Origin of the sequence: Streptomyces sp. MUM 203J (assembly GCF_022414595.1) — a bacterium.
Lineage (GTDB): Bacteria > Actinomycetota > Actinomycetes > Streptomycetales > Streptomycetaceae > Streptomyces.
This window is the reverse complement of record NZ_JADWYO010000007.1, coordinates 62,728-87,492: the sequence shown is the minus strand read 5'-3', so window position 1 is coordinate 87,492 and position 24,765 is coordinate 62,728. Positions and strand designations below refer to the sequence as shown.

General features: G+C 73.3%; 25 protein-coding genes, 2 pseudogenes and 1 riboswitch. Of the genes and pseudogenes, 17 read left to right on the top strand and 10 right to left on the bottom strand.

Annotation, left to right across the window (positions count from 1 at the left end; all coding sequences use genetic code 11):
• Positions 1 to 64: 64 nt before the first annotated feature.
• Positions 65 to 247: a hypothetical protein gene (locus I3F58_RS06615; RefSeq protein WP_240107286.1), complete on the top strand. Its 183-nt coding sequence runs from the start codon at positions 65 to 67 to the stop codon at positions 245 to 247.
• Positions 248 to 302: 55 nt separating this feature from the next.
• Here the strand turns inward: I3F58_RS06615 and I3F58_RS06610 are convergent, their stop codons facing one another.
• Entirely contained in the window at positions 303 to 1,148 is an 846-nt protein-coding gene (locus tag I3F58_RS06610; RefSeq protein WP_240107341.1) for a hypothetical protein, read from the bottom strand.
• 230 nt (positions 1,149 to 1,378) lie between these two features.
• Positions 1,379 to 2,014: a class I SAM-dependent methyltransferase gene (locus I3F58_RS06605; RefSeq protein WP_240107285.1), complete on the bottom strand. Its 636-nt coding sequence runs from the start codon at positions 2,012 to 2,014 to the stop codon at positions 1,379 to 1,381.
• A gap of 146 nt (positions 2,015 to 2,160) precedes the next feature.
• Between I3F58_RS06605 and I3F58_RS06600 the strand changes: the two genes are divergently transcribed.
• From I3F58_RS06600 to I3F58_RS29745, 8 genes and pseudogenes are all read left to right on the top strand, one after another.
• Entirely contained in the window at positions 2,161 to 3,099 is a 939-nt protein-coding gene (locus tag I3F58_RS06600; RefSeq protein ID WP_240107284.1) for an MHYT domain-containing protein, read from the top strand.
• Positions 3,100 to 3,373: 274 nt separating this feature from the next.
• Positions 3,374 to 5,935: a nitrate- and nitrite sensing domain-containing protein gene (locus I3F58_RS06595; protein WP_308354955.1), complete on the top strand. Its 2,562-nt coding sequence runs from the start codon at positions 3,374 to 3,376 to the stop codon at positions 5,933 to 5,935.
• Positions 5,932 to 6,411: a roadblock/LC7 domain-containing protein gene (locus tag I3F58_RS06590; protein WP_240107282.1), complete on the top strand. Its 480-nt coding sequence runs from the start codon at positions 5,932 to 5,934 to the stop codon at positions 6,409 to 6,411. The genes I3F58_RS06595 and I3F58_RS06590 overlap by 4 nt, the downstream gene beginning before the upstream one ends.
• Complete coding sequence (locus I3F58_RS06585) at positions 6,408 to 6,830, top strand: DUF742 domain-containing protein (RefSeq protein ID WP_240107281.1); 423 nt, start codon at positions 6,408 to 6,410, stop codon at positions 6,828 to 6,830. Before I3F58_RS06590 ends, I3F58_RS06585 begins: the two co-directional genes overlap by 4 nt.
• Positions 6,811 to 7,401, top strand: a complete 591-nt coding sequence (locus I3F58_RS06580) for an ATP/GTP-binding protein (RefSeq protein ID WP_240107280.1) — start codon at positions 6,811 to 6,813, stop codon at positions 7,399 to 7,401. The genes I3F58_RS06585 and I3F58_RS06580 overlap by 20 nt, the downstream gene beginning before the upstream one ends.
• Positions 7,402 to 7,540: 139 nt before the next feature.
• On the top strand, positions 7,541 to 7,948 hold the full coding sequence (locus I3F58_RS06575; RefSeq protein ID WP_240107279.1) for a roadblock/LC7 domain-containing protein: 408 nt from the start codon (positions 7,541 to 7,543) through the stop codon (positions 7,946 to 7,948).
• Positions 7,896 to 8,318 (top strand): annotated as a pseudogene (locus I3F58_RS29750) (DUF6397 family protein); the annotation flags it as partial. The gene I3F58_RS06575 and the pseudogene I3F58_RS29750, both read left to right, overlap by 53 nt.
• 25 nt (positions 8,319 to 8,343) lie before the next feature.
• Positions 8,344 to 8,613, top strand: a pseudogene (locus I3F58_RS29745) (DUF6397 family protein); the annotation flags it as partial.
• A 97-nt stretch (positions 8,614 to 8,710) separates the two neighbouring features.
• Here I3F58_RS29745 and I3F58_RS06565 read toward each other — a convergent pair.
• Positions 8,711 to 9,745, bottom strand: coding sequence for a phosphatidylinositol-specific phospholipase C domain-containing protein (locus I3F58_RS06565; RefSeq protein WP_240107278.1), 1,035 nt, complete (start codon positions 9,743 to 9,745; stop codon positions 8,711 to 8,713).
• Positions 9,746 to 9,950: 205 nt separating this feature from the next.
• Here I3F58_RS06565 and I3F58_RS06560 point away from each other — a divergent pair, with 205 nt between their 5' ends.
• Complete coding sequence (locus tag I3F58_RS06560) at positions 9,951 to 11,534, top strand: ATP-dependent DNA ligase (protein ID WP_240107277.1); 1,584 nt, start codon at positions 9,951 to 9,953, stop codon at positions 11,532 to 11,534.
• On the opposite strand, the gene I3F58_RS06555 is transcribed toward I3F58_RS06560, so the two are convergent.
• Entirely contained in the window at positions 11,535 to 12,005 is a 471-nt protein-coding gene (locus I3F58_RS06555) for a DUF6328 family protein (RefSeq protein WP_240107276.1), read from the bottom strand. It lies immediately after the preceding gene.
• A gap of 326 nt (positions 12,006 to 12,331) precedes the next feature.
• On the opposite strand from I3F58_RS06555, the gene I3F58_RS06550 reads away from it, so the two are divergent.
• The 5 genes from I3F58_RS06550 to I3F58_RS06530 all read left to right on the top strand — a co-directional run bounded on the left by I3F58_RS06550 (position 12,332) and on the right by I3F58_RS06530 (position 17,688).
• On the top strand, positions 12,332 to 12,724 hold the full coding sequence (locus tag I3F58_RS06550; RefSeq protein ID WP_240107275.1) for a hypothetical protein: 393 nt from the start codon (positions 12,332 to 12,334) through the stop codon (positions 12,722 to 12,724).
• A gap of 81 nt (positions 12,725 to 12,805) precedes the next feature.
• Complete coding sequence (locus I3F58_RS06545; protein ID WP_240107274.1) at positions 12,806 to 13,588, top strand: polysaccharide deacetylase family protein; 783 nt, start codon at positions 12,806 to 12,808, stop codon at positions 13,586 to 13,588.
• 191 nt (positions 13,589 to 13,779) lie between these two features.
• Positions 13,780 to 14,748, top strand: coding sequence for an aldo/keto reductase (locus tag I3F58_RS06540; RefSeq protein WP_240107340.1), 969 nt, complete (start codon positions 13,780 to 13,782; stop codon positions 14,746 to 14,748).
• A gap of 934 nt (positions 14,749 to 15,682) precedes the next feature.
• Positions 15,683 to 16,885: an alpha-hydroxy-acid oxidizing protein gene (locus I3F58_RS06535; RefSeq protein ID WP_240107273.1), complete on the top strand. Its 1,203-nt coding sequence runs from the start codon at positions 15,683 to 15,685 to the stop codon at positions 16,883 to 16,885.
• Positions 16,882 to 17,688: a trans-aconitate 2-methyltransferase gene (locus I3F58_RS06530; protein WP_240107272.1), complete on the top strand. Its 807-nt coding sequence runs from the start codon at positions 16,882 to 16,884 to the stop codon at positions 17,686 to 17,688. Before I3F58_RS06535 ends, I3F58_RS06530 begins: the two co-directional genes overlap by 4 nt.
• A 571-nt stretch (positions 17,689 to 18,259) precedes the next feature.
• Here I3F58_RS06530 and I3F58_RS06525 read toward each other — a convergent pair.
• The gene (locus I3F58_RS06525; protein ID WP_240107271.1) at positions 18,260 to 18,691 is read right to left on the bottom strand and encodes a subtilase-type protease inhibitor; all 432 of its coding nucleotides are present in this window, start codon (positions 18,689 to 18,691) and stop codon (positions 18,260 to 18,262) included.
• Between the two features lie 318 nt (positions 18,692 to 19,009).
• Positions 19,010 to 19,198: a hypothetical protein gene (locus I3F58_RS06520; protein ID WP_240107270.1), complete on the bottom strand. Its 189-nt coding sequence runs from the start codon at positions 19,196 to 19,198 to the stop codon at positions 19,010 to 19,012.
• 222 nt (positions 19,199 to 19,420) lie between these two features.
• On the opposite strand from I3F58_RS06520, the gene I3F58_RS06515 reads away from it, so the two are divergent.
• Complete coding sequence (locus I3F58_RS06515) at positions 19,421 to 19,864, top strand: SPW repeat protein (protein WP_240107269.1); 444 nt, start codon at positions 19,421 to 19,423, stop codon at positions 19,862 to 19,864.
• 324 nt (positions 19,865 to 20,188) lie between these two features.
• Entirely contained in the window at positions 20,189 to 20,404 is a 216-nt protein-coding gene (locus I3F58_RS06510) for an acyl-CoA carboxylase subunit epsilon (protein WP_240107268.1), read from the top strand.
• Positions 20,405 to 20,526: 122 nt separating this feature from the next.
• Here the strand turns inward: I3F58_RS06510 and I3F58_RS06505 are convergent, their stop codons facing one another.
• The 4 genes from I3F58_RS06505 to I3F58_RS06490 form a co-directional block, all read right to left on the bottom strand.
• A complete protein-coding gene (locus I3F58_RS06505) occupies positions 20,527 to 21,291 on the bottom strand; it encodes an SDR family oxidoreductase (protein ID WP_240107267.1) in 765 nt (254 codons plus the stop codon).
• Positions 21,292 to 21,467: 176 nt separating this feature from the next.
• On the bottom strand, positions 21,468 to 22,328 hold the full coding sequence (locus tag I3F58_RS06500) for an ABC transporter ATP-binding protein (protein ID WP_240107266.1): 861 nt from the start codon (positions 22,326 to 22,328) through the stop codon (positions 21,468 to 21,470).
• 38 nt (positions 22,329 to 22,366) lie between these two features.
• On the bottom strand, positions 22,367 to 23,365 hold the full coding sequence (locus I3F58_RS06495; RefSeq protein WP_240107265.1) for an iron ABC transporter permease: 999 nt from the start codon (positions 23,363 to 23,365) through the stop codon (positions 22,367 to 22,369).
• 68 nt (positions 23,366 to 23,433) lie between these two features.
• The gene (locus tag I3F58_RS06490) at positions 23,434 to 24,447 is read right to left on the bottom strand and encodes an ABC transporter substrate-binding protein (protein WP_240107264.1); all 1,014 of its coding nucleotides are present in this window, start codon (positions 24,445 to 24,447) and stop codon (positions 23,434 to 23,436) included.
• A gap of 42 nt (positions 24,448 to 24,489) precedes the next feature.
• Positions 24,490 to 24,636, bottom strand: a riboswitch (cobalamin riboswitch).
• Positions 24,637 to 24,765: the final 129 nt, after the last annotated feature.

Here is a 24,765-nt window from a genome sequence, read left to right as displayed (position 1 = left end):
CCGTGCGTTCACTGGTCGGGGAGCGGCGCGGTCGCGCCACCGCACCCGCGAAGGAGGCGTCGCCATGACGACGAGGACCAAGATCGTAATCGGGGGAGTGGCCGTCGGGCTGCTGCTCATGCCGCTGATCGGCTTCTGGATGTCGCTGCTGGTCGTCGTCGGCATACCGGTGGTCGCCTACCTGGCCCTGGACCCGGGCCAGCGGCGCAGGCTGCGCCACCTCTCCCGCAAGGAACTCGGCCGCTGACCCCGGACCGCCCGCCCCGGCACCCACCGGGCTGAGCCCCCGGCCTCAAATGGGTTCAGCCCGGCCGCACCGCCATGGCGTCCAGGCCCGCGAGGAGTGCGGGCAGCCACGTGCCCCTGCCGACCGGAAGCACCTCACGGGGCCGCTCGTCCAGCAGCACGAAGGCGATGTCGTCGGTCCTGGCCACCAGGGACCAGCCGGGCCCGTCCACCCGCAGCAGCCGCGCTCCGCCCGGTGCGAACGTGGAACGTATGCGCCCGGGCGGCGGCGGATCCTCCAGATAGCGCCCCGCCTCGGCGAGAACACGCCGTACCGCGGCGCGCCCCGGGCCCCCTCCCGTCGTGCCGCCCGTCCCGGGAGCCGCTGCGGCCGCGGTCTCAGCCGTCCCCGACGGCTCGTCCCTCGGCGGGGCGAAGTCGCCGTCGCCCAGCTGCTCCCGCCATCCGGCCCACTGCAGCGCGATCTCGTCGGCGCCCAGTCGCCGCTGCGCGGCCCCCCACGCCCCGCTGTCCGGCGGCGCGAGCGGCGCGGGCCCGTCGGGCTCCGGCGCCGGGTCGTGCGGCGGGGGCACGCCGGGCGCGGCCACCGACAGGTCCAGCGGCCACCCCGGCAGTGCGCACACCACACTGTCCCCGTCCGGCGACAGGTCGTACTCCATGCCGCAGTCCCACGCGGCGATCGCGACGGCGACCAGCGACACATCGTCCACGGCCACCGTCCAGCGGGCGCCCGCGCCGTCCTGGCCCAGCACCAGCCCGTAGCCCTCGGCGTACGGCTCAAGCCCCAGCGCCCGGCAGGCCTGCGGATAGTCGTCACCGAGCACGCTGGGAAACCGTGCCGGCGTCAGCAGTACGGCGGTGAGCACGTAGAGCGAGTCGTCGTCCGCGTCCGCGCCACCCACGGCGGCGCTGCCGGCCCCGCCCGCGCCGGTGTCCTCGCCCGTCCTGGTCACGGCGGCCTCCCGTCGTCCCGGTACACCGGCCCCACGAGGACCGGTGGGGCGCACCCTAACCAGCCGGTAACCCCTACGTCGAGACCTCCGCGCGCACGAGGGCGCTCACAGGGGAGGAGCGCCCGCAGAGCCCGGTCGCCCCGAACCCGTGTCCGGCGGGTGCCGGGGCGGGCGCCCGCTCAGTCCTCGCGGTCGGCCAGCACCAGGAAGCGCGCGTCCACGTCCTCGTACGAGATCATGCGCCACCCCGAAGCGGCCAGCAGCGGACGGAGCCGGGGCTCGGCCCGCAGATCGTCGTCAGTGACGGGCCGGCCGTGCCGGGCCGCGAGTGCCGCCCGCCCGACCGGATGGAACAGCGCCAGCCGCCCGCCCGGCCGCACCACCCGAGCCAGCTCCCGCAGCCCCTCGGCCGGTTGGCCGAGATGTGAGACCAGCCCCGCGCCGAACACCCCGTCAAGGGCCCCGTCGCGCAGCGGCAGCCGCCCCACGTCCCCGAGCAGCAGCCGCCCGCTTCCGTCCCGGCCCGCCCGTACGGCCGCCGCCAGCATCGCCGGCGTCACATCCAGTCCGACGACCGTGCCCGACGGTCCCACCGCCTCCCGCAGCGCGGGCAGCGCCCGCCCGGTCCCGCAGCCCGCGTCGAGGACGGCGCCGCCCGGCCGCAGCCCCATGTCCGCCACGGCCGCCGCGTAGGCGGGGCCGTCGTCGGGGAAGCGGCTGTCCCAGTCGGCCGCGCGCTCCGTGAAGAACTCCTGGACCTCGTGAATCGCCTGATCCCGCCGAGCCGTCTGCACGTCCGTGTGGTCATCGCTCATGAGCCCATGATCCCTCACCGCCCCGGTCGATCGCCTGCGCGCAGGTTCGGCCCGTCGTGATCGCTGGTGGACGTCTCGTTGTCGTATTCCGTCAGTTTTCGAAATGCGCGCCGCTCATGCGCCACCAGCGTGACTACGGTCCGGCCATGGGACACCTGGACCACGCCGCCTTCGGCTGGCTGACCCCCCTGCTGTCGTACGCGATGGCCTGCGCGGGAGCCGCCCTGGGCCTGCGCTGCACCGTACGCGCCCTGGAGACCTCCGGCGCCTCCCGCCGCAACTGGCTCCTCACCGCGGCTTCCGCGATCGGTACGGGCATCTGGACGATGCACTTCATCGCCATGCTCGGCTTCACCGTCACGGGCACCGAGATCCGCTACGACGTGCCGCTGACCCTTCTCAGCCTGCTCGTCGCGATCCTCGTCGTGGGTGCCGGGGTCTTCGCCGTCGGCCACAGCCGAGGACACAACCGGGTCCGCGACAGGGCCCGTTCCGAACACGCGGACGGACCCGAAGCCCATCCGGATCCCGCCGCACCGGGCCACGGCGACCACCGCATGTCCCTGCTCGTCGGCGGACTGACCACCGGGCTCGGCGTGGCCAGCATGCACTACCTCGGCATGGCCGCCCTCCGCCTCCACGGCAGCGTCCGCTACGACCCGCTGCTCGTCGCCCTCTCCGTCGTGATCGCCGTCGCCGCCGCCACCGCCGCGCTGTGGGCCGCGCTCAACATCCGCACCCCCGTCGCCGTCGCGGCGGCCTCCCTCGTCATGGGCGTCGCCGTCAGCAGCATGCACTACACGGGCATGCTCGCCGTGACCGTGGACGTCGCACCCTCACCCGAGCCGCTCACCGGCGCCACCGCCATGCAGTTCATCTTCCCGCTTGCCGTCGGCCTCGGCTCGTACCTCTTCCTGACCTCCGCCTTCGTCGCCCTCTCCCCGACTGCGGGCGAACGCGCCGCCTACGCGTCGGTGGCACACCACGCCGACGGCGAAGGCCGGGACCACGAGGCACGGTACGAACCACGGCGGCAGCCGCGGCAACGGCCCCAGCCGGACCGGCACCCGCAGCCCCAGCCGTAATCCGCCCGCTCCCACGCCGCCCGCACCGGAACGAGACAACACCATGCCCACACCCCGTGAGCCCCACACCGCCGCCCCACCGCCCACGGCACCCACCCAGGCGGCCCCAAGAGGCCGCCGCGCCCACGCCGCGTCCTCCGGCCCCACCGACAGCAGGGAGCGCCCCGCCCCCAGGCTGGCTGCCCGGCCGGGATCCCGGGCCGCATCCGGGCGCGGCACAGGAGGAAACCCCCGGCCCGCCCGAACCGTACGCGCCCGGATCATCTCCCTGCTCATGGTCCCCGTCGTCTCCCTGCTCGCCCTGTGGGGCTTCGCCACGGTCACCACCGCCCAGGACGTGGCCCGCCTGCGGGAGGCCCAACTGGCGGACGAGCGTGTGGGAACCCCGGTCGCAGACGCCGTCACGGCTCTTCAGGAGGAACGCCGCGACGCTCTGCGCGGTCTGGCCGCCCCCGACGCCACAAGCACCGCCGAACTGGACCAGAGCATCCGCGACACCGACACCGCGCTGGGACGGCTCCGCCTGGGCGGCCGGCACACCACGGCCGACGCGGGCGGTCTGCCGGCCGAAGTGGCCGACCGAGTGCGCCGCTTCACCGGCGCCACCCGGGAACTCGAGGCCCTGCGCACGCAGGCCAGGACCACCGGTGGCTCAGCGCAGTCCCGAGCCACCGCCATGAAACGCCTCTACGACGGCTACACCACCACCATCACCGAGGGGCTCGCGGTCTCCGGCGCCCTCACCGCACTCCCCGACACACAGCACGGCGCCCATGCGCGCGTCGCACTGGAAATCGCCCAGGCCCGCGAACTGCTGTCCCGCGAAGACGCCCTGCTCACCACCGCTCACCTCACCGGCGAGTTCCCCGCGGACCGCCACCGGGCCTTCACCTCTGCCGCTGACGCCCGCCGCACCCTGCTGCAGTCCGCCACGGCCGACCTCCCGGCGTCGGCCCGCGCCACCGGGGACGCTCTCACCACCGCAGAAACGTACCGCCGACTCACGGCCGCCGAGGACAGGATCACCGCCGCCCCCGCCGGCCGCCGCGCGGCCACCGCCACCCCGGCCGCGTCCTGGGACCCCGTCCACAGTGCCGTCCGGACGGCCCTGACCGCGCTGGAAACCGAGACCCGCCAGGCCTCCATCGGCCAGGACCACCCCCTCGCCGAGGCCGTCCTCACCCCGGCGGGCTCCGCGGTCCTCCTCGGCCTCGCCGCCGTCGCCGCCTCCCTCGTCATCTCCGTACGGATCGGTCGCGGCCTCGTCATCGACCTCGTCGGCCTGCGCAACTCCGCCCTCGGGATCGCCCACCGCGACCTCCCGCGCGCGATGCGCCGCCTCCGCGCCGGAGAGGAGATCGACATCGACCGCGAGGCGCCGCCACGACGGCCCGCGACCGACGAGATCGGCCAGGTCGGGCAAGCCCTCTCCACCGTCCACCGGGCCGCGCTCGGCGCCGCCTCGGAACGGGCCGAACTCGCCGGGGGGATCTCCGGAGTCTTCGTCAACCTCGCCCGCCGCAGCCAGGTCCTCGTCCACCGGCAGCTCACCCTGCTCGACAGCATGGAACGCCGTGCCGACGACCCCAACGAACTCGGCGACCTCTTCCGCCTCGACCACCTCACCACCCGGATGCGCCGGCACGCCGAGAGCCTGATCATCCTCTCCGGCGCCGCCCCCGGCCGCGCGTGGCGCACCCCGGTGCCTCTCACCAACGTCGTCCGAGCCGCCGTCTCCGAGATCGAGGACTACGCGCGCGTGGACGTACGGCCTCTCCCCGAGACGGCGGTCGTCGGCGGAGCGGTCGCGGACCTCACCCACCTCCTCGCGGAACTCATCGAGAACGCCGCCCAGTTCTCCCCGCCGCACACCAAGGTCCGCGTCAGCGGCGAACCCGTCGGCAACGGCTACGCCCTGGAGATCGAGGACCGGGGGCTCGGCATGGGCAAGCAGGCCCTGGCCGACGCCAACCAGCGCATCGCGCACTCCGAGGACCTCGACCTCTTCGACAGCGACCGCCTCGGGCTGTTCGTCGTCAGCAGGCTGTCCACCCGGCACGAAATCAAGGTCCAGCTGCGGCCCTCACCCTACGGAGGCATCACCGCCGTCGTCCTGCTCCCCACCGATCTGCTCCAGGGCGCTCTCGCCGCAGGAGCACCCGAGGAGGCCGCCGTCCGGGCCGCCGTACCCCCGCCCGGCCTCCCCGGATGTTCCGGTGCCGACCGATTCCCGGCGCCCCTCCCGGCCCCGGCCGCGCGCACAGCCGCAGCGTCCGTTCCGCATTCCGGGCCCACCGCCGCCGCGCCCCCGGCGCCGCTCCCGAGTCTCGTCGGCACGCCCCACCGGCACGCCGCCCAGCCTCACACCCCCGGACCCGCCACAGCACCCGCCCCAGCATGCCGGGCGGACCTCCCGGAGCCCGCCCCCTCACCCCTAGACACGCCCACCGCACCCGCCCGCCCCGCGCCCCCGACCCCGACCGGCGCTCCCGCCTCTCCCGTCGGGCCGCACGGCCCGCGGCAACCGGCCGATCCGGTCCCCGGCCTGCCACGCCGCACCCGCCAGGCCAGCCTGGCGCCCCAGCTGCGCCAGGCACCCTCCAACGCCCCGGACCCCACCCCGGCCTCCGGGACGGGCCGGCCACGCGAACGCACCCCCGAAGAGGCCAGGGCCCGCATGGCGGCCTACCGCGCGGGCTGGACCCGTGGCGGCGGAACCGCTCCGGGAACCCGCCCCCACACCCCGTCGGCACCCCACCCCCATACCGGCCTCGAAGCCCACACCCACCCCCGGCCCCGGACCACCGTCCGCGGAAGCGAAGGAGAAGAAGGATGATCGCGCACGAGAGCTCCGCCACGCGGCCGCCCCAGGGCGGCGGCGGTCTCGACTGGCTGCTGGACGACCTCGCCTCCCGCGTGCACGAGGTCCACCACGCCGTCGTCCTCTCCAGCGACGGCCTGCCCGTGGGCACCTCCAGCGCACTGGCCCGCGCGGACGCCGAGCACCTGGCGGCCGTCGCCTCCGGCTTCCACAGCCTCGCCAAGGGCACCGGCCGCCACTTCGGCACCGGAGACGTCCGCCAGACCATGGTCGAGATGGACGAGGCGTTCCTCTTCGTCGTCACCGCGGGGGAGGGCTCCTGCCTGGCGGTCCTCAGCTCCGCGTCCGCGGACATCGGCCTCATCGCGTACGAGATGGCCCGCCTCGTCAAGCGGGTCGGGGAACACCTGCGCACCGCACCCCGCGACCAGGCCCCTCACGCCGCAGCCCCGCCCACCGCGGGCTGGCCGAAGGCAGCCGGCCGCCCATGACCCTGCCCCATGCCGGGCCCGCCGGTCCGTCACCGGCCGCACGCCGCTGGTACGACGCCGAGGCCGGGCCGCTCGTCCGCCCGTACGCCATGACCGGCGGCCGTACCCGGCCCGGCCCGCACACCGCCCGCTTCGACCTGATCGCCCTCGTCACCGCGACCGTCGAGCCGCTGCCCGAAGGGGGCGACGAGGCCGTGCTCGGGCCCGAACAGCACACCCTGCTCGCCCGGTGCCGCGCCGAGCCCCAGTCCGTCGCCGACCTCGCCGCTGAGGCCGACCTGCCCGTCGGCGTCGTCCGAGTCCTCCTCGGAGACCTCCTGGAATCCGGGCTCATCCGCGTCACCCGCCCCGCACCCGCCACCCAGCTCCCCGACGAGCAGATCCTGAGAGAAGTGATCAATGGCCTCCGAGCGCTCTGACACCGACTTCATGGCCCTGAAGATCCTCGTGGCCGGGGGCTTCGGAGTCGGAAAGACCACGCTGGTCGGAGCGGTCAGCGAGATCCGCCCGCTGCGCACCGAGGAGCGGCTGAGCGCGGCCGGACAGACCGTCGACGACACCGGGGGAGTGGACCGGAAGACCACGACCACCGTGGCCATGGACTTCGGGCGCATCACCATCCGTTCGGGCCTGTCCCTCTACCTGTTCGGCACCCCCGGGCAGGAACGGTTCTGGTTCCTCTGGGACGAACTCGCCCAGGGCGCCCTCGGCGCCGTCGTCCTGGCCGACACCCGACGCCTCCAGGACTGCTTCCCCGCCGTCGACTACTTCGAGCACCGCCGCATTCCGTTCCTGGTCGCCGTCAACCGCTTTCCCGGAGCCCGCGACTTCCGGCCGGAGGATGTCGGGAAGGCCCTGGACCTCGACCCGGGTACGCCTGTCGTGCTGTGCGACGCCCGTGAGCGGGCCTCCGGGAAGGAGGTCCTCATCCGTCTCGTCGAACACGCCGGGCGCGTACACACCGCCCGCATCCTCGAATCGGTGTCCTGACCGACGGCCTGACGGCTGTATCCGCCACGTATCGGAACGGTGACTCGGTGTCCTGGAGAGTGCTTGCCCCGCCCATCTCCGTGGGTAAGGCTTACGCCGACACGGGGGAACGGGGACACGCGAACGGGGAGGGGCGAGCATGGCGCTCGACAAGGAACTCGACTGGCTGCTGGACGACTTGACCAAGCGTGTGGCACACGTACGCCATGTCCTGGTGCTGTCGAACGACGGGCTGGTCACGGGCACCAACAGCGATCTGCCGAGGGAGGACGCCGAGCACCTCGCGGCGGTCTGCTCTGGACTGCACAGCCTCGCCCGCGGATCCGGCCGCCACTTCAGGGTCGGCCGGGCCCGCCAGACCATGGTCGAGTTCGATGACGCGCTGCTGTTCGTCACCGCGGCGGGCGAGGGAAGCTGTCTGGCGGTTCTCGCCACCTCCGACGCGGACGTCGGCCAAGTCGCCTACGAGATGACGCTGATGGTCAACCGGGTCGGTGAACACCTGGCGGTCGCGGCGCGCCGGCCCTCCCCGCGCCGTGCGCCGTGACCTCACCGCGCACCGGTTGTCCACGGAGGCGGTCGTCCACAGGTTCAGCGGGCGTGTCCGGTGTGCACCGCCGTCGTCGCATGGAGTGATCACGCACGTGATCGCCTCGACGCGGAGGGCGGAGGTGCCGGGGGCAGTCCAACACCCCCACACACCCTGGTCCGGGACCGTGCGCAGCAACTCGCCCTGCGGAGGGCCAGCTTCACCCTCGCTGTGCCCCGGCCCCGTCCGCGCCGCCCCCGGCACCGCGGGCAGCCGCCGACCCGTACCGCAAGGCCAGGCCGACCGGCTGCGCGCGGCACCCGACTTCCCCGACGGCCTGCTCGTCCGTGTCCGCATGATCGGCACCGCCCGGACCGCCGAACTCGTCGGCATCGACCGGCGACCGTCTCGTCCCACCGGCCCGCACCGGCCATCTCACCCTCCTCGGCAACGGCCTCAGTCGCTGCCGGGCCGTCGCCCCGCTGTATCTCGCGGACGGCATCCGCGCCGCCCCCACCCGCCACGGATCACTGCTCGCGGGCAGGCCGCCCCACGACGTGCGGTCACGGCCGGACGCCGGAGGTGACGGACGTCGCAGCCCCGGCGGGCCTGCAGCCCCGGGCCCCTTCGTGCGGCAGACCGACGGCCCCCGGGCACGCGCCGCGGCCATCGCGTCATTCCCCGGCCCGGCCCAGCCGGGGAGGCCCTTCCGCCGCTGCGGACCGGGCGGCGCCGTCGGACCGCGCGCCCGCCCGCTCGGCGCGGTACACAGGCGGAACCCTAGAAGGCGCCCCGCGGCACGACCACCGACAGCACGTCAGGCAGCGGGTACCAGTCGGCCGATACGACGCTGGCGTGCCGTCCCGCCAGCAGGTCCACGCGATCCAGGGCCTCCTGCTCGGTCGGACGGGTGCCGTCGATGACCGGAGCCACCCGATGCGCGTCCGTCATGACCACCAGGTAGTTCCGCCGCGCGTACCACGCGGTGTCGACCGTGCCTCCCGCGTAGGTGGAGGCGCCCCCGTCGAAGACCACGAACCAGGGCCGCAGCCCCGCGTCCCCGTACCGTATCCGGGGGTCACCGGCTTCGGCGCCGTGAACCGCCGGGAAGGCGGCCGCCTCCCCGAGCCGGCCCCCGGCGGCCAGACTCCGGAGGTGCTCGGCGTACTCACGGTCGGTCCACAGGGAGTCTGCCGGGTTTCCCTCCTCCAGTGTTCCCGGAATGAGTTCGACCACGAACCTCCCGGCCATGGCGGACCGGGCCGGCCAGCCGTCCGCCCGCACCGCGGTGTCCAGGTCGGCGTGCCCCCGCAGCAGGTCGGCCGGCCGGAACAGCGCGTCTCCGAGGCGCTGCGACAGCAGCGCGTCCAGCTCGGCGGGACCGCGCCCGTACCGGCTCATGAAGCCGTCCTTGAGCTCGAGCTTCAGGAGCACCGGCGGGTGCCCCGGGTGGGCGTCGTGCCAGGCCCGGATGTCCGCGAGACACCCGCCGAGATCCTGGTTGCGCGGCCCGCTGCGCAGTTCGCCCGGGTGCCGGGCGTTCTCGCAGTTGTTGTCGTTGCCGAAGGGGTTGTCATGCGAGACCCGCCAGGACCGGCCGAAGACGTTGGTCCACACGTCCAGCTCCAGCATCCCTGCCCCCGAGTCCAGGGCGTCCGCGAAGTACCGGTACTTGTCCTTCTCGTACGCGTTGTGGACACCCACCCACGTGGACGCCGCGTACGACAGCCTGCCGGTGTCCGAGGCCGTGACCGGAGAAGGGACCCCCAGCGCCGTTGCCCCCGCGACGACGAGGGTCACGGCACCTGCGGACATCCGTGAAATCGCGCGCACAAGCTCCCCCTGCAATCCGTCGGCATCCCGAAGCCCCCAAAAAATAGGGGAGTTGAGTAAAAGAAGGGAGACCCGCGACCTACCTCGTCACAACATTCCGGAGACGGCTCGCGACCCGCCGCCCGGCCTGACCGCCGCCCGGCCCGCCCCGGGTGCGGGGCGGGGGAGCGCCGGGCACCATGGGCGCATGCTGCTCGCCCGACTGGCCCACGTGTCCGAGCAGGTCGCCGCGGCCTCCGCGCGCTCCGGGAAGATCGCCGTGCTGGCCGAGCTGTTCGCCGCGACCTCGCCCGCCGAGGCCCCGCTGGTCATCGCCTACCTGGCGGGCCGCCTCCCGCAGGGCCGTATCGGCGTCGGCTGGCGCAGTCTCGGGGCACACATCCCGCCCGCCGGACACGCCACGCTCACCGTGACCGACACGGGCCATGCCCTCGACGCACTGGCCCAGGCCACCGGGCCGGGCTCCCGGGCCGGGCGGCAGCGTGTCCTCCTGGACCTCATGGCCGCCGCCACCGCACCCGAGCAGCGCTTCCTCGCCCGCCTGATCACCGGAGAGGTACGCCAGGGTGCCCTCGACGCCATCGCCCTGGAAGCCGTGGCGAAGGCCTCGGGCGCCTCCGCCGCCGACGTACGGCGCGCCGTCATGCTCGACGGCTCCCTGCCCCGTGTGGGCCAGGCCGTGCTCACCCGGGGCCCCGCCGCCCTCGAAACGTTCCGGCTGCGTGTCGGCACCCCCGTACAGCCCATGCTCGCCCACACCGCGAAGAGCGTCCCCGAGGCCCTCGCCGTCCTCGGACCGTGCGCCGTCGAGGAGAAGCTCGACGGCGTCCGCGTGCAGGTCCACCGCCAGGGCGACGACATCCACGTCTACACCCGCTCGCTCGACGAGATCACCGACCGCCTCCCGGAGGTCCGCGAGATCGCCCGGAACCTGCCCGGCGACAATTTCATCCTCGACGGCGAAGTGATCGCCCTGGACCCGCGCGGCCGGCCGGTGCCGTTCCAGGACATCGCCTCGCGCGTGGGCTCCCGTGTCGACGTGCCCACTGCCGCAGCCGCACGGCCCGTGGCCCCCGTCTTCTTCGACGTGCTCGCCGCCGACGGTGACAGTCTCCTAGACCGTCCCGGCCACGAGCGGCACGACGCCCTCGGCCGCCTCGTCCCCGAACGCCTGCGCGTACGCCGCACCGTCGTCACGGACCCGGCAGACCCCGTGGAGCGGCAGCGGGCGGAGGCGTTCTTCGCCGCCGCCCTCCGCCGCGGCCACGAAGGCGTCATGGCCAAGGCCCTCGACGCCCCCTACACCGCGGGCCGCCGAGGCCGCTCCTGGCTCAAGGTGAAACCGGTCCACACGCTGGACCTGGTCGTCCTCGCCGCCGAATGGGGCCACGGACGCCGCACCGGTCTGCTCTCCAACCTGCATCTGGGCGCCCGGGCTCCCGACGGCACCTTCGTCATGCTGGGCAAGACCTTCAAGGGACTCACCGACAGCATGCTCGGCTGGCAGACCGCCCGTCTGAGCGAACTCGCCCTCTCCGACGACGGCTCCACCGTCCGCGTACGCCCCGAACTCGTCGTCGAGATCGCGTACGACGGACTCCAGCGTTCCCCGCGCTATCCCGCCGGCGTCACCCTCCGCTTCGCCCGCGTCGTTCGCCACCGCCCCGACAAGGCCGCCGCCCAGGCCGACACCATCGCCCACGTCCTCACCGGCGGCGCACCTCGGACCTGCCCCCCGGGACCCGGTGTCCCGCAATCCGGCAACGGGTAGTCAGTCCCGCGTCGTATAGCGGTGCCGCGCCCACAGCGGCAGGACGAACCACGCCAGCAGGTACCACGCCGCCACCCCCGTCACCAGCCACGGCACAAACCCGTCGTCCGAAGCCACCCGGAGGACCAGGAGCAGTGCCGAGACCATCGTCGCCAGCAGCAGCACCAGTCCCAGGAAGATCAGCCGCGAGGCCCACTGGACGGTCTGCGGCTTGATCCTCCGACCGGCCACGATCCGGTGGAACGACACCGGCCCGATGAGCGCCCCCGTCGCGGCCGCCGCCAGCACGATCGTCGTGACGTACAGGCTTCGGTCGGCATCCGACAGCTCGACGAAGCGCGGTGTGAACACCACGGTCAGCAGAAAGCCGAACAGGATCTGCACGCCCGTCTGGGCGACCCGGATCTCCTGCACCAGTTCGGTCCAGCGCCGGTCCGCCCGCTCCTCGGGCGTCTCGTGCCGCCCCCGCACCAGCCCGCCCTCCCGCCAGGACTCCCTCTCCCGCCCGACAGGAACGGAAGCCTCCTCCCCGGCCCTCCTCCCGGGCTCCTTCCCCGCTCCCTGTCCCGACCCGGGCCCGGGCCCCTCTCCGGCACCGGGGGCTCCGTCGTCCCGATCCGGCATACCGGCCTCCCGAGTGCCTCGGCTCCACCGCACGTCCTTCGTACCCCGCTCCGCCCCACGCGGCCAGCCGGCCCGGCCCGCGTGCCCCGGGCCCCGCTGGAGTGGCAGTCCGGCGGCATCCGTGGCGGGATGGGGTGTACGGCAGCCCGGCCCGGAGAGACCTGGAGAACCCCATGACCAGTGACCGCAGCGCCCCGTCGGACCACCCCGCGGACCACGACGTCACCGTCCAGCTCAGCGACTGCGGTCGCGCACAGGCGGAAGTGGTCTTCGACGCCCTGGACCATGTCTTCGAGGCCTCCGAGGAACCCGTCGTGCCGGTCAGGCGCCCGGCGGGGCGGGAGCCCACCGTCTGGATGGCCACCTTCGACAGCTCCGCCCACCGCCCGGGTGTGGCGGCCGGAGCCCCTCGCCTCACCGCCCCCGTGGAAGCCCTGCTGACCGGCGACCACCAGGCCGTGACGGAGGTGGAGAAGGTCCTGGAGCAGCTCTTCGAGGTCCGCTCCACCGAGTACGTCTCCGGCGAGCACGAGAAGGAGTCCCGCCTGCTGCTCGCACCCCGCTGAGAGCCCGCACGAGGGACGGCCGTGGCCGGTCGCGCAGGCCGGTATGCGTGGCGTGTATATGCGATGCGGGGTGTGCGGCTCATGACCCGAACGGGGCTGTCCGCGCACCTCGGAAGTGAACAGCACACGTGCATCCGTGTTCCCGCCCGCGACTCCGCCGCGCCCTCAACCCGGCCATCCTCACCGCGACGCTCCGGCACCGTCGCCCCCGCCGACGTCAGGGACGATGCCAAGGGTGAGCCGACCGGACAGGCCGACTGCCGGAAGGCCAGGTGCATCGCGCTCACCTTCGACGCGGGTCCCGGCAAGGACACCCCCCGGCTCCTGGACATCCTGACAGAGAAACAGGTTCCCGCCACGTTCTTCCTTCTCGGCCGCAAGCACGTCGGCCGCCACCCCGAGGCCGTACGCCGCATTGCCGCCGAGGGCCACGAGGTCGCGAAGCACACCTGGACCCACCGCATCATGACCGACCTCGAACCGGACGGGATACGCGACGAACCGGGCCGCACCCAGGAGGCGACCGAGCGCCTGACCGGCCGCAAGCCCACGCTGATGCGCCCGCCCCAGGGGCGTGCCGACGAGAAGGTGTCCGAGGCCAGCCGCGAACTCGGCCTCTCCCAGGACCTGTGGAGCGTCACCGCCGAGGACTGCGCCACCGCCGACTCCGATCTCATACGGCAGCGCACGCTGGACGGGGCCGACAAGGACGGCATCATCCTCCTGCACGACATCCACGACGGCAACGTCCCCGCCGTCCCCGGCATCATCGACGAACTCAAGAGGCGCGGCTTCACCTTCGTCACCGTCCCGCAGCTCGTGGCCCCGGCCGCGCCGGAACCCGGCACCGTCTGCCGCCCTTGAGCGCCACGGGCGTCGTCGGCTGCGTCCGCGACCCCGCGTCACGTGACGGCCCGGTGGGTACGCTCCACCCGCCGGCCGCCCACCCCGTCCCACCCCGAAAGTCCCGTCGGCCTCACCAGCCCCGGTACCGCTTGGAGCAGGAAGACGTGACGCAGGACCCCCACCTCGCCGCAGACGACCGATACACCACCATGCGGTACCAGCGGTGCGGCCGCAGCGGTGTCCCGTTGCCCAGGGTGTCCCTGGGCCTGTGGCACAACTTCGGGCACACCACCCCGCTGGAGACCCAACGCGCCATCCTCCGCCGGGCCTTCGACCGGGGTGTCACCCACATCGACCTCGCGGACAACTACGGCCCGCCGCACGGCGCCGCCGAGACGAACTTCGGCACGCTGTTCGTCCAGGACTTCCGCCCCTACCGTGATGAGCTGTTCGTCGCCACCAAGGCGGGCAATGACATGTGGCCCGGTCCGTACGGCCATGGGTGCTCGCGCAAGCACCTGCTCGCCGGCCTCGACCGGTCGCTGGCACGGATGCGGCTGGATCACGTCGACGTCTTCTACTCCCACCGGCCGGACGCGGACACCCCTGTCGAGGAGACGGCCGACGCACTCGCCACAGCCGTCCGCCAGGGCAAGGCCCGCTATGCCGGGCTCTCCAACTACGCTCCCGAGCAGATGGCCCGCGCGGCCCGAGTGCTGAAGGAACTGGGCACACCCCTGCTCCTCAACCAGCACGCCTACAACATGCTCGACCGGACCATCGAGCGCAACGGCCTGATCACCGCGTCGGCCGAGGCAGGTGCCGGAGTCATCGCCTACTCGCCTCTTGCGCAGGGGCAGCTCACGGACCGCTATCTGAACGGTGTTCCGGCCGGTTCCCGTATGGCGCTCGGCCACTTCCTGAAGCGCGACTCGCTCACCGCCGACCGGCTCGCCCTGCTGCGGTCGCTGAACACGTTCGCCCGGGATCGCGGCCAGACTCTCGCGCAGCTCGCCCTGACCTGGGTGCTGCGCGATCCCCGTGTCACCTCCGTGCTGGTCGGTGCCAGCAGCGTGACCCAGCTCGACCAGAACCTCGGCCTGCTGGACGTCCCGCCGCTGGAGGGCGCCGAGCTTGCCGCCGTGGACCGCCTGCTCACGGAGGCTCCGCCAATCTGACGCCGCCGGCCGAGTCCGAGGCTGTTTCGTTCGCCATGCCGCGGCCTGTCAAGGTCACCGTTCCGGCCTGCGGCCGAAACCTGCGCCTGTTGCCGATCGCGCACGATGTGTAGCTTCTCGGTGTTGTCTTGTGTCATGCGCGGAGGGGAACGGATGAGGTCTGTGGTGACCCCGGAAGTGGGTTGCTCGTACCGGCTGAAGAGCAAGCGCACCGGTCTCTGTCCGGCCAGCACCTGCCCCGGCCCGGGCAGCTGCGCGGCGACCCACCGGTCCGTCCCCAGTGGTCGGGGCCGGCCGGCTCGGACCTGGGGCGTGCCGTGCCGGACAGCGGCGGGCACATGATCGACCAGAAGGCCGACGGGCCCACCGCGATCGCTGACAACTGCTCGGGAGGCCCGTTCGCCTCGGCCTCGACACGCCACGGAACAACATCACGGACGTCAGGTCCCGAAGCGGCCCGGAGCCGACAGCGTCCGTCCTCCCGCACCCGGCTGATCCGTCGCCTGGCCGGCTGATACGGCGCCCACGAACGGCACGGGCCGCCCGCCCCGGGACAGCCGTCGGTAGTTGACGGGGACTCCGGTTCCGGCCTTCCGCCGCCGACCGCCGGAAGCCCATCACCGCCCCGGCGGGGAGCCGCACAGGGGATCAGTGCCGCAGCACGGCGGTGTGAGGTTGCGCGCCCGGCCGACGAGGACGTTCCCACGCCGAGCCCGAACGCCTGGCCTTCAGCAGGTTCACCCCGGGAGTCCGCAGGGCCGCCGGTGTCCCACGTCCGGCGAGGCACCTCGCATGCCCGCCGCCCGCCCTCCCGACGCAGCAAAGGAGACACCCGCCCACCGCCGTCAGTGTCCCGCAGGACACGACAGGCCCACGCCCGGACGCCGTGCCCGCCGCCGGGCAGCAGCAGGATCATTCACAACAGGAGTCCCGATTGCCCTACGCAGGTGGCTACCAGAGCCAGGTCTTCGCCGCAGGCGGAATCCCCTTCCCGTTCACCGTGCAGGGACTGGAGGACGCGGCCCGCGCGGCTCTCCCGGCGCCCCACTTCGACTACATCGCGGGGGGCGCCGGACGGGAGCGCACCGTGACCGCCAACGAGCACGCCTTCACACGCTGGGGGCTGAACTACCGGATCCTGCGAGACGGAAGGCCCACGGTCCCCTCGTGCACGGTGCTGGGCACGCCCATGGCCATGCCGGTGATGCTGGCCCCTGCCGGGGTGGCCGATCTCGCCCACCCCGAAGCCGAGCGGGCGGCGGCTCGGGCCGCCGCCGCCACGGGTGTCGTCCAGGTGCTGTCCTCCGCGACCTCGACCTCCCTGGAGGAGGTCGCCGAGGCCGCCCCCGACGGCCGACGCTGGTTCCAGTTCGCCTGGCCCGACGACGAGAAGCTCGCCCGCTCGCTCATCGAGCGGGCGGAGAACGCCGGTTATGCCGCCGTCGTCCTCCAGGGGGACTGCCACGTCGCGGGCTGGCGCACCCGCGAACTCGGTTCCGGGTTCTTCCCCTTCCAGCACGGTCACGGCATCGGGAACTACCTGTCCGACCCCCGTTTCCGCGAACTGGCCGGAGCAGGAGACCGGCCCGCTCACGGCACGGCCGCCGGTCCTGCCGACGTCCAGGCCGCCGCGGCCACCTGGAACCGCCTCTACACACGCCCCGCCCTCCAACCCGCGGATCTCGCACTCCTGCGCTCCTGGACCCGCCTGCCCGTCATCGTGAAGGGAGTCTGCCGGCCGGACGAGGCGGCGCTCCTGGCCGACGCGGGTGCCGACGCGCTCATCGTCTCCAACCACGGCGGCCGTCAACTGGACAGCGGGGTGGCGGCCCTCGACTGTCTGCCCCACGTGGTAGAAGCCGTCGGCGGCCGTGTCCCCGTCCTGTTCGACTCGGGCATCCGCACCGGGACCGACGTCCTCATCGCCCTCGCTCTGGGGGCCAGCGCCGTCATGATCGGACGGCCCTGGCTCTACGGCCTGGCCATCGGCGGGCAGGACGGTGTCACCCACGTCCTGCGCTGCCTGGAAGCCGAGTTCACCGGGGCGCTCGCCCTCACCGGGCACCACAGCCCCGGCACCCTCTCTCCCGCCGACCTCACTCCCGTCGCCACCCCCAGCCCCCGGAGAGCCCGATGACCACCCGCACCGAACGCTACGGCGACGACCTCTTCAGTCACGCCGGGGCGGACGAGAGAAGCCGCCTGACCGCACTGGGGGATGTCCTCGACGCGGTGTCCGTCGACGCCCTGGCCGCGTTCGCATCCGGTTCCGTCCGCCGCTGCCTGGAGCTCGCAGCCGGAACCGGCAGCGTGGCCCGCCGGATGCTCGACGTCTTCCCGTCCGCCCTGGTCACCGCTACCGAACTCGACGTCCGCTTCCTCGACGGAATGCGCCAGGACCGGCTGGAAGTCCTCCGCCACGACGTCACGGCCGACGACTTTCCCGACGGCGCCTTCGACGTGATCCACGCCCGCTACCTCCTTCACCACCTGCCCACCCGCCAGGAGGTCTTCGGCCGGATCGTCCGGTGGCTGGCCCCCGGCGGCCGGCTGGTCATCGAGGAGCCGGCGCTGTTCTCCCTGGAGGCCGCGCGGGACGAGACCTACCGGCGGGTCTCCCTGGGGGCCCTGCAGGTCCTGGCCGACCGCCTCGGCACCGACTGCACGCACTGGGGTCTCGACCTGCCGCGCACCGCCGCCGCCCACGGCCTGACGGACATCACCCTCCGCACCACCGTCCCGACCGTCGGACACGACACCCCGATGGGCCGCTTCTGGCGCCTGACCGTGGACCACCTCGGCCCGGGCATCGCCCGGCTTCCGGGTATCCACCCCGACGACGTCCCGACCGTCCTCGACCGGCTCTCGGGCCCCGGTCTCGTCGAGATGGGCATGGCGACGGTGACCGTCACCGCGACCAAACCCGCCCGGGTCTCCTGACGGGAAGTGCAGCATCGGTCACGGTGAGTCCACCGGCGGCATCAGGGCCACCGGCTCACCACGGACGGCGGCAACGGGTTCAGCCGGCGCGTCCACGGCCCGACCGTGGCCCGCCCACTCGTGGCCGCCCGCCCGCGAACACGGCCGACCACACCGCCGTGCGGCGGCCGGACAGGAACCGGACCGCCGCACGACGGGCCGCGCCGCCAGGTACCGTCACCGCCGCCTGCGCATCCCCCGCGGAGACGAACGGCCGCCCGGCCGTTCTGCGCCGCCCGGGGCCACGGCAGTGCCGTCGCGCGCCACGGTACGGCCTGCTCGTCCTGACGAATTCCGGAGGGGGCCGCCGACGCACGGTGCCGGCGGACTCCCGCTCAGGGCCCGGCGTCAGAGCCCCGGTCGCCGGTCGCAGGCTCCTCCGGCCCGCGACTTCGAGGTGGCGGGCGACCGGCGGCATGACAGCGCCCGCACCGCGGGCCGACGCAGGGGGAGGCTGCGAAGGCGCACATCGCGGTACGGGCGCTCAGGGACCGCGTCGCGGAGGGCGGGACGGGCCCTCGGCAGGCGACGCTCAGAAGTTGAAGACGCTGGTGCCTTCGGCACCCAGCACGCACGCGTTGCCGAAGGTCCGCTCGAAGTCCACCCGCTGGCCCTCCCAGACGCCCTGGGCGGTGACGACGACCGGGTCGTAGATCTTGACGCAGGCGCGCTGGCTGTCGCCCTGCAGTGAGCTGAACTCGCCCTGCACGTCGTACAGCGCACCGCAGGCCTCCTCCGGCGCCGGGTGCGTGCCACCAGGGGCCGGCATGCAGGTCAGCGTCACCGCGCGCAGTGGCGTCGACTCCGTGGCGATCTCCCCCTTCGCCACGGTGAGGACCAGCGCACTCGGCGCGTACAGCCGCGTCTCCGCCTCCGCGGAGGCGAGCGCCGCGGGTGTCAGCGTGCCCAGAGCGGCGATGGCGGCCACTCCGCATACGGCGGCTCGTCTCAGCTTCTTCCACATGTGCGTCATCTTCCCTTCGTCGAACTGCGTCCGGTTGCATGGAACTGCACGGTGTTCCGTCCGAAGCCACCCGGACGGGTACGGCGCCAGCCTGCCGCTCCCGGAGTGTTGACGCACATTCAGCGACGCTTTTCAGTTTGGTCTGTTATTCAAACAGTGACGCGAAATCAGCCGTCGCCGGTCAGTTCCCCCTGCGTGACACCGCGTCACTGCTGCTGGACGCTCGGTTGCCGTGCGGGATTCAATCATCCGGAACGCCCGGAACGGGCCGGTGCGTGAACTGCAACACGTCCGAAATGTTGCGGCAACACGGACGTATCAATCCTCGCTGCCCTGTTCGTCCTCCAGGAGAAAGCCGACGACGGACCACGGTGTGAGCGTGTCCTTCTGCACCAGCGCGACACTCCTGTCGTCGGCCTGGGCGGGGGCGGCCCCGCCCGCCAGCAGTGCGCACGCGCCGACGGCCAGGGTGGTCGTGCGGATCAGGGCGGTCGTACGAAGATGCATGGCTCCCTCTCGGTCGGGTGGAGGCCCGCGCGGAGACTGCGGCCCCTTACGCGGCTGCACAACGACGGCGCGCCGCGGAAGTGTCGTAGGGGCCCGCGTCCCGGTGACGCCCTGCCGGTCGGTGACCTGCCGTCCCGGAGATCGAGTTGACTCGAATGGAGTAATGGGCGTTATATAGGACATAAAGGGCAGATAAAAGCTTCTACAGGAGGCAGGCCCGCGATGACCACCCACCCGACCATCGAGCAACACCCCGACCTGGCCGAGCTGCGCTCCCGGTTCGAGGAAGCCACCACCACACCCCGGAGTCAGGCCGTCGAGGCCCTGGCCCTCCTCACCGGTGTGTTCCTGGCCGCATCGCCGTGGATCGTCGGATTCAGCGGACTCACGGCCCTCGCCGTGACGAACCTGATCCTCGGCATCGCCTACGCCCTGTGCATGGGCGGTTTCGGCACCGCGTACGAGCGGACCCACGCCATGGCCTGGTGCGCCGTGGCCATCGGTGCGTTCACGATCATCGCCCCGTGGGTTGTCGTCGGTAACGTCGACACGACCCGCACCATCTGGAACAACGTCGTCGTCGGCGCCGTCGCCCTGCTGTTCGGTGCCGCCATGGCGGCCACGGGTGAACGCCGTGCCGGATCATCCCGCCGCCGCAGGGCATGACGCCCAGGGCCAAGGGCTGAACGTCTACGCCGTGACCTGAAAGACCCGGCCGAAACGGGCCCCGGACGCAGCACGACCGCGCCCGGGGCCCGAGACGTGCCCCGCCCGTACCATCTGCCGCCCGACCGGCACCGTCAATGACCGGAGCCTCACCCGTACGGCCCCTCGGGCATCCCCCGACGAGCCCCCGGAGGGTGACCCCGACGAGCGCTGCCGCCGCAGCCGCCCTCACGGGTCACCCTCGCCGCCCCTTACGGCCGACCGCCCCGCACACCCGGGCCGTCATCGGATGCGGACCCGTCCACCGCGACCCACGATGGAGCAATGCGCCACCACCTGCGAATAGTTCAGGGTTCACCCACAGCTGCCGAACTGGCCGCCGTCACCGCCGTACTGAGCGCTGTCGCCCTCGGCGGCACCCTGTGCGCGGCCGGCCGCCCCGGGATGCCCCGCGCCCACTGGGACCGCTCCTGGCGCCCTCACCCTCTGCCCCACTCCTGGTGCGAAGGCGGCAACACAGCACCGTTCCACCGCCACTGACGACACTCCACGCACGCCCGGGCCGCGCCCCCCGCCTGTACGGCTCCGAGGCGCCATGCCGACAGCCGCGCGGCTCCGACAGGCCCGCGCCGGCAAGCCTCTGCGGCTCCGTCGGGCGGCGCTCAGCCGAACCGCTTCGCCATCGCCCGGAAGAGCCCGGGCGCCGCCCCCCGCAGCCGTGCGGGACCCGCCAGCCAGCCCGGCACGAACGTCTCCTCGCGCCCCCTCACCGCCCCCCGCCACACGGCCTCCGCCACCCGGTCCGCCGGAACCGGCCGCGGCCAGGAGCGGTGATACGGGGCACCCCGGCGCGAGAAGAACCGCGTGTCCACCGCCCCTGGCAGCACCGTCGACACCCGCACCCGCGTCCCGGCCAGCTCGTAGCGCAGACTGTCCGCGAACGCCACCAGCCCGCCCTTCGTCGCCGCGTACACCGCCTCGTCCGCCACCCCCACGCACCCCGCCACCGAACCGACCAGCACCACCCGCCCCGCACCCCGCGCCACCATGCCCGGCAGCAGCAGCCGGACCAGCTGCAACACCCCGGTCAGGTTGACCGCGACCAGCCGGTCCACCGTCGCCCCCGGCATCTCCACCAGGGGCCCCGCCCACCCCACCCCGGCCGACGCCACCAGCACATCCACCCGGCCCGTGCGTCCCAGCGCCTCCGCCGCCAACCGCTCCACACCCCCTGGCTCGCCCAGGTCGGCCACGATCGCCCCACCACCCGTCCGCAGCGCCACCGAGTCCAGCCGCTCCTCGCTGCGCCCGGACAACAGCAGCCGCCACCTCTCGACCCCGTCCGCGGCGAACCGGTCGGCCACAGCCTCCCCGATTCCCGACGACGCCCCCGTGATCAGGACGACCGGCCGTTCCGATCCCGACATGCCACCTCCGCACCCATCGGCCGAAGCCGGGCTCAGCAGCCGACCACGACCGTCCGTCCCACCCGCTCCGTCCCGGATCCCCCACACCCAGCCTCCGGAATTCCGGCCCGGCCGCCTCCCGGCATCCGGCACCCGGCCCACCGAACCACCCGATCAGGCCCGGTGCCCGCCCCGCATCACCCGAACGGCACGTACATCACGTTCGGCACCCCCGTGACCGGATGCACCCCCACCCGCGCCCGCACCCGGTACACCTCCGCGAGCAGTTCCTCCGTCAGCACCGCCCCCGGCACACCGTCCGCCACCACCCGCCCCGCATCCAGCACATACAGCCGGTCACAGAACGCAGCGGCCAGGTTCAGATCGTGCAGCACCAGCAGGTTCGACGTCCCCAGCGCCCGCACCAGGCCCAGGATCTCCAGCTGGAACCGCACATCCAGATGGTTCGTCGGCTCGTCCAGAGCCAGCAGCCCCGGCTCCTGCACCAAGGCCCGGGCCACCAGCACCCGCTGTCGCTCCCCGCCCGACAGCTCCCCGAACCGGCGCCCCGCCAGCCCGTCCGCGCCCACCGTACGGAGGGCGCGCTCCACCCGCCGTACGTCCTCGGCACGGTCCTGCTCCCAGAACCTCCGGTGCGGGAACCTCCCCATCGCCACGACCTCCCGCACCGTCAGCCCGAAGGCCTCACCCCCGGCGTCCTGCGGCACCACCGCCACCCGCCGGGCCCGCTCCCGCACCGACAGCCCGGCAGTCTCCTCCCCGCCCAGCAGCACACGCCCGCCCGCGGGCCGCAGTGCCCCGTACACACACCGCAGCAGCGTCGTCTTGCCGCTTCCGTTCGGTCCCACGAGGCCCACCGTCTCACCGGCCGACACCCGCAGGTCCACCCCGTCCAGCAGCACCCGCTCGCCCGCCGCGTACCGCAAGCCCGCCACCTCCAGCCCCACCGCCGGAGCCACCGCGCCGTCCCTCCCGCCGGGCGGAGCCAGACCCGCCCCGTCCCGCCCGGCACCCGCCACACCGCGCACGCCGTTCATTCCGCTCCTCCCGTCCTCCCCGACCCTGCCTCCCGCCATCAGGACCGCATTCCTTCCACCCGTCCCGACCGCCGCAGCAGCCACAGGAAGAACGGACCGCCCGCCAGCGCCGTCACCACTCCCACCGGTATCTCCTCCGGCGCCGCCACCGTACGGGCCAGCAGGTCCGCCGCCGTCAGAAACACCGCACCACCCAGTGCCGCCACCGGCAGCACCCGGCGATGACCCGCCCCCACCACCATCCGCGCCGCGTGCGGAACCATCAGCCCCACGAACCCGATCGCCCCGCTGAACGCCACCAGAACCCCCACCACCAGCGACACCAGTACGAACACCCCCGCACGGAACCGCCCAGCGTCCAGCCCGAGCGTCCGCGCCCCCTCCTCACCGGCCAGCAGCAGGTCCAGCGGTCGCGCGAGCCCCAGCAGGACACCGACGCCCACCACCAGTGCCCCCACCGGAACCCACAGATCCTCCCACCGCGCGGCCCCGAGACCGCCCAGCGTCCAGAACAGCACCGCCCGCACCTGCTCCGCCTTCGCCGCCACCACCAGCACCAGACTCGTGAACGCCGACAGCACGTACTGCACCGCGACCCCGGCCAGCACCAGCCGGCCCGTCGTCATCACCCCACCGTGCCGCGCCAGCGCGTACACCACCACCAGCGCCCCCAGCGACCCCAGGAACGCCGCGACCGGCAGCGCCACCGCCGTCGCCACCCCCGCACCTACGCCCAGCACCACCACCACGACCGCACCCGCCGACGCCCCGGAGGACGCCCCCAGCAGAAACGGATCCGCCAACGCGTTCCGCACCAGCGCCTGAAGCACCACACCGGCCACCGCCAGCCCGGCACCCACCGCAGCCCCCAGCACGATCCTCGGCATCCGCACGTCCCAGACGATCGACGCGAACGCCCCCGTACGCTCCCCGTTCAGCACGATCTCCAGCACGTGCCCGGGCGGAATCCACACCGCCCCCAGCGCGAGCCCCGCCACCGAGACCGCCACGAGCGCCCCCGCGAGCCCCACGACCACGACCGCCGCCCGGCCCGCACCACCCTCCGCAGGCGCAGCCGCGGGACGAACGGCACCCGCCCGTGCCCTCACCGCGCCCCCGCCCCGCCGTCGCGGCCGCCCTCACCGTGCAGCTGTCCGGCCAGCGCCTCCACCGCACCCGCCACCCGCACCCCCAGCACCGCCGACGACAACGGCAGCACCGCGAACCGCCTGTCCCGCACCGCCGGAACCCCCGCCAGCGCCGGATCCTCCAGCAGCCGCCGCTTCTTCGCCTCCACCGACGTGCCGCCGTAGTCGACGATCACGATCACCTCGGGCCGCCGCGCGATCACCTGCTCCCACGACACGTCCCCGAACGGCTTCCGCACGTCACCGAAGACGTTCGCGCCCCCGGCCAGCGACACGATCTCGTGCCCGATCCCCGCACCGCCGACGGTGAACGCCGAGGTGTCGCCGGAGTCGTACACGAACACCGACGGCCGGTCGCGCCCGGCCACCCGCTCCTTCACGGCGCCGATCCGCCGCTCCTGCTCCCGGATCAGACGCTCGCCCCGTTCACGAACCCCGAACGTGCGCGCCACCTCTCCGATCTCCGCCCGGAGCTGATCGAGACCGACCGGCCCGTCCGTGCAGTACTCGACGTTCAGCCGCGTCCGGATCCCGGCCTTCTCCAGCCCGGCCCGGTCCCGCCCGGCCCCCTGGTCGAAGGCCGTCCCGTACCCGCCGTACACGAAGTCCGGCGCGGCGCCGAGCAGCACCTCCTTCGACGGGTACTCCTGCGCCAGCACCTTCACACCGTCGTACGCCTTGCGGTACTCGGGCAGTACGGCGTCGTCCAGGTACGCCGTCCCCGCCATCCTGTCCTGCAGGCCGAGCGCCAGCAGCAGCTCCGTGGCGTGCTGGTTCATGGTGACCGCCCGCTCGGGCGGGCCGGGGAACGCCGTCTTCACACCGCAGTTGGAGACGGTGTAGGGAAACCCCGCGGCAGCCGTGGCCGACACCGGCCCCCCGGCGGAACCGCCGGTCTCTCCGCACCCCGCCACCGGAAGCAGCAGGGCACCACACAACAACAGACGAACAGCGACGCGCGCACGGGCCATGGCCGAAACCGCACCTTCCCGGGGGATCCTCGTCCCCTTGACGGATGGAAGAAGGCGGCGCGTCAGTGTCTGACTCCCGGCTCTCCGCACCCGCGGGGAAGCCGGTCACAGTGGCGGGACCGTACCGGATTCGCACCGGATTCCTGGGCCGCGCCGCCCTACATGATCACGAGCAGTGTGCCAGACCCCCGCCGCCCCGCCCCAGCCGGGACCGCCGTCACGCACCCTCCAGGGCCGTCCCGCCCGGCCAGGCCCCGACCAACCGTCAACCGAGCCCCAAACGAACTCCAACGACATCCCAAAGAGCGCCTGTCGACT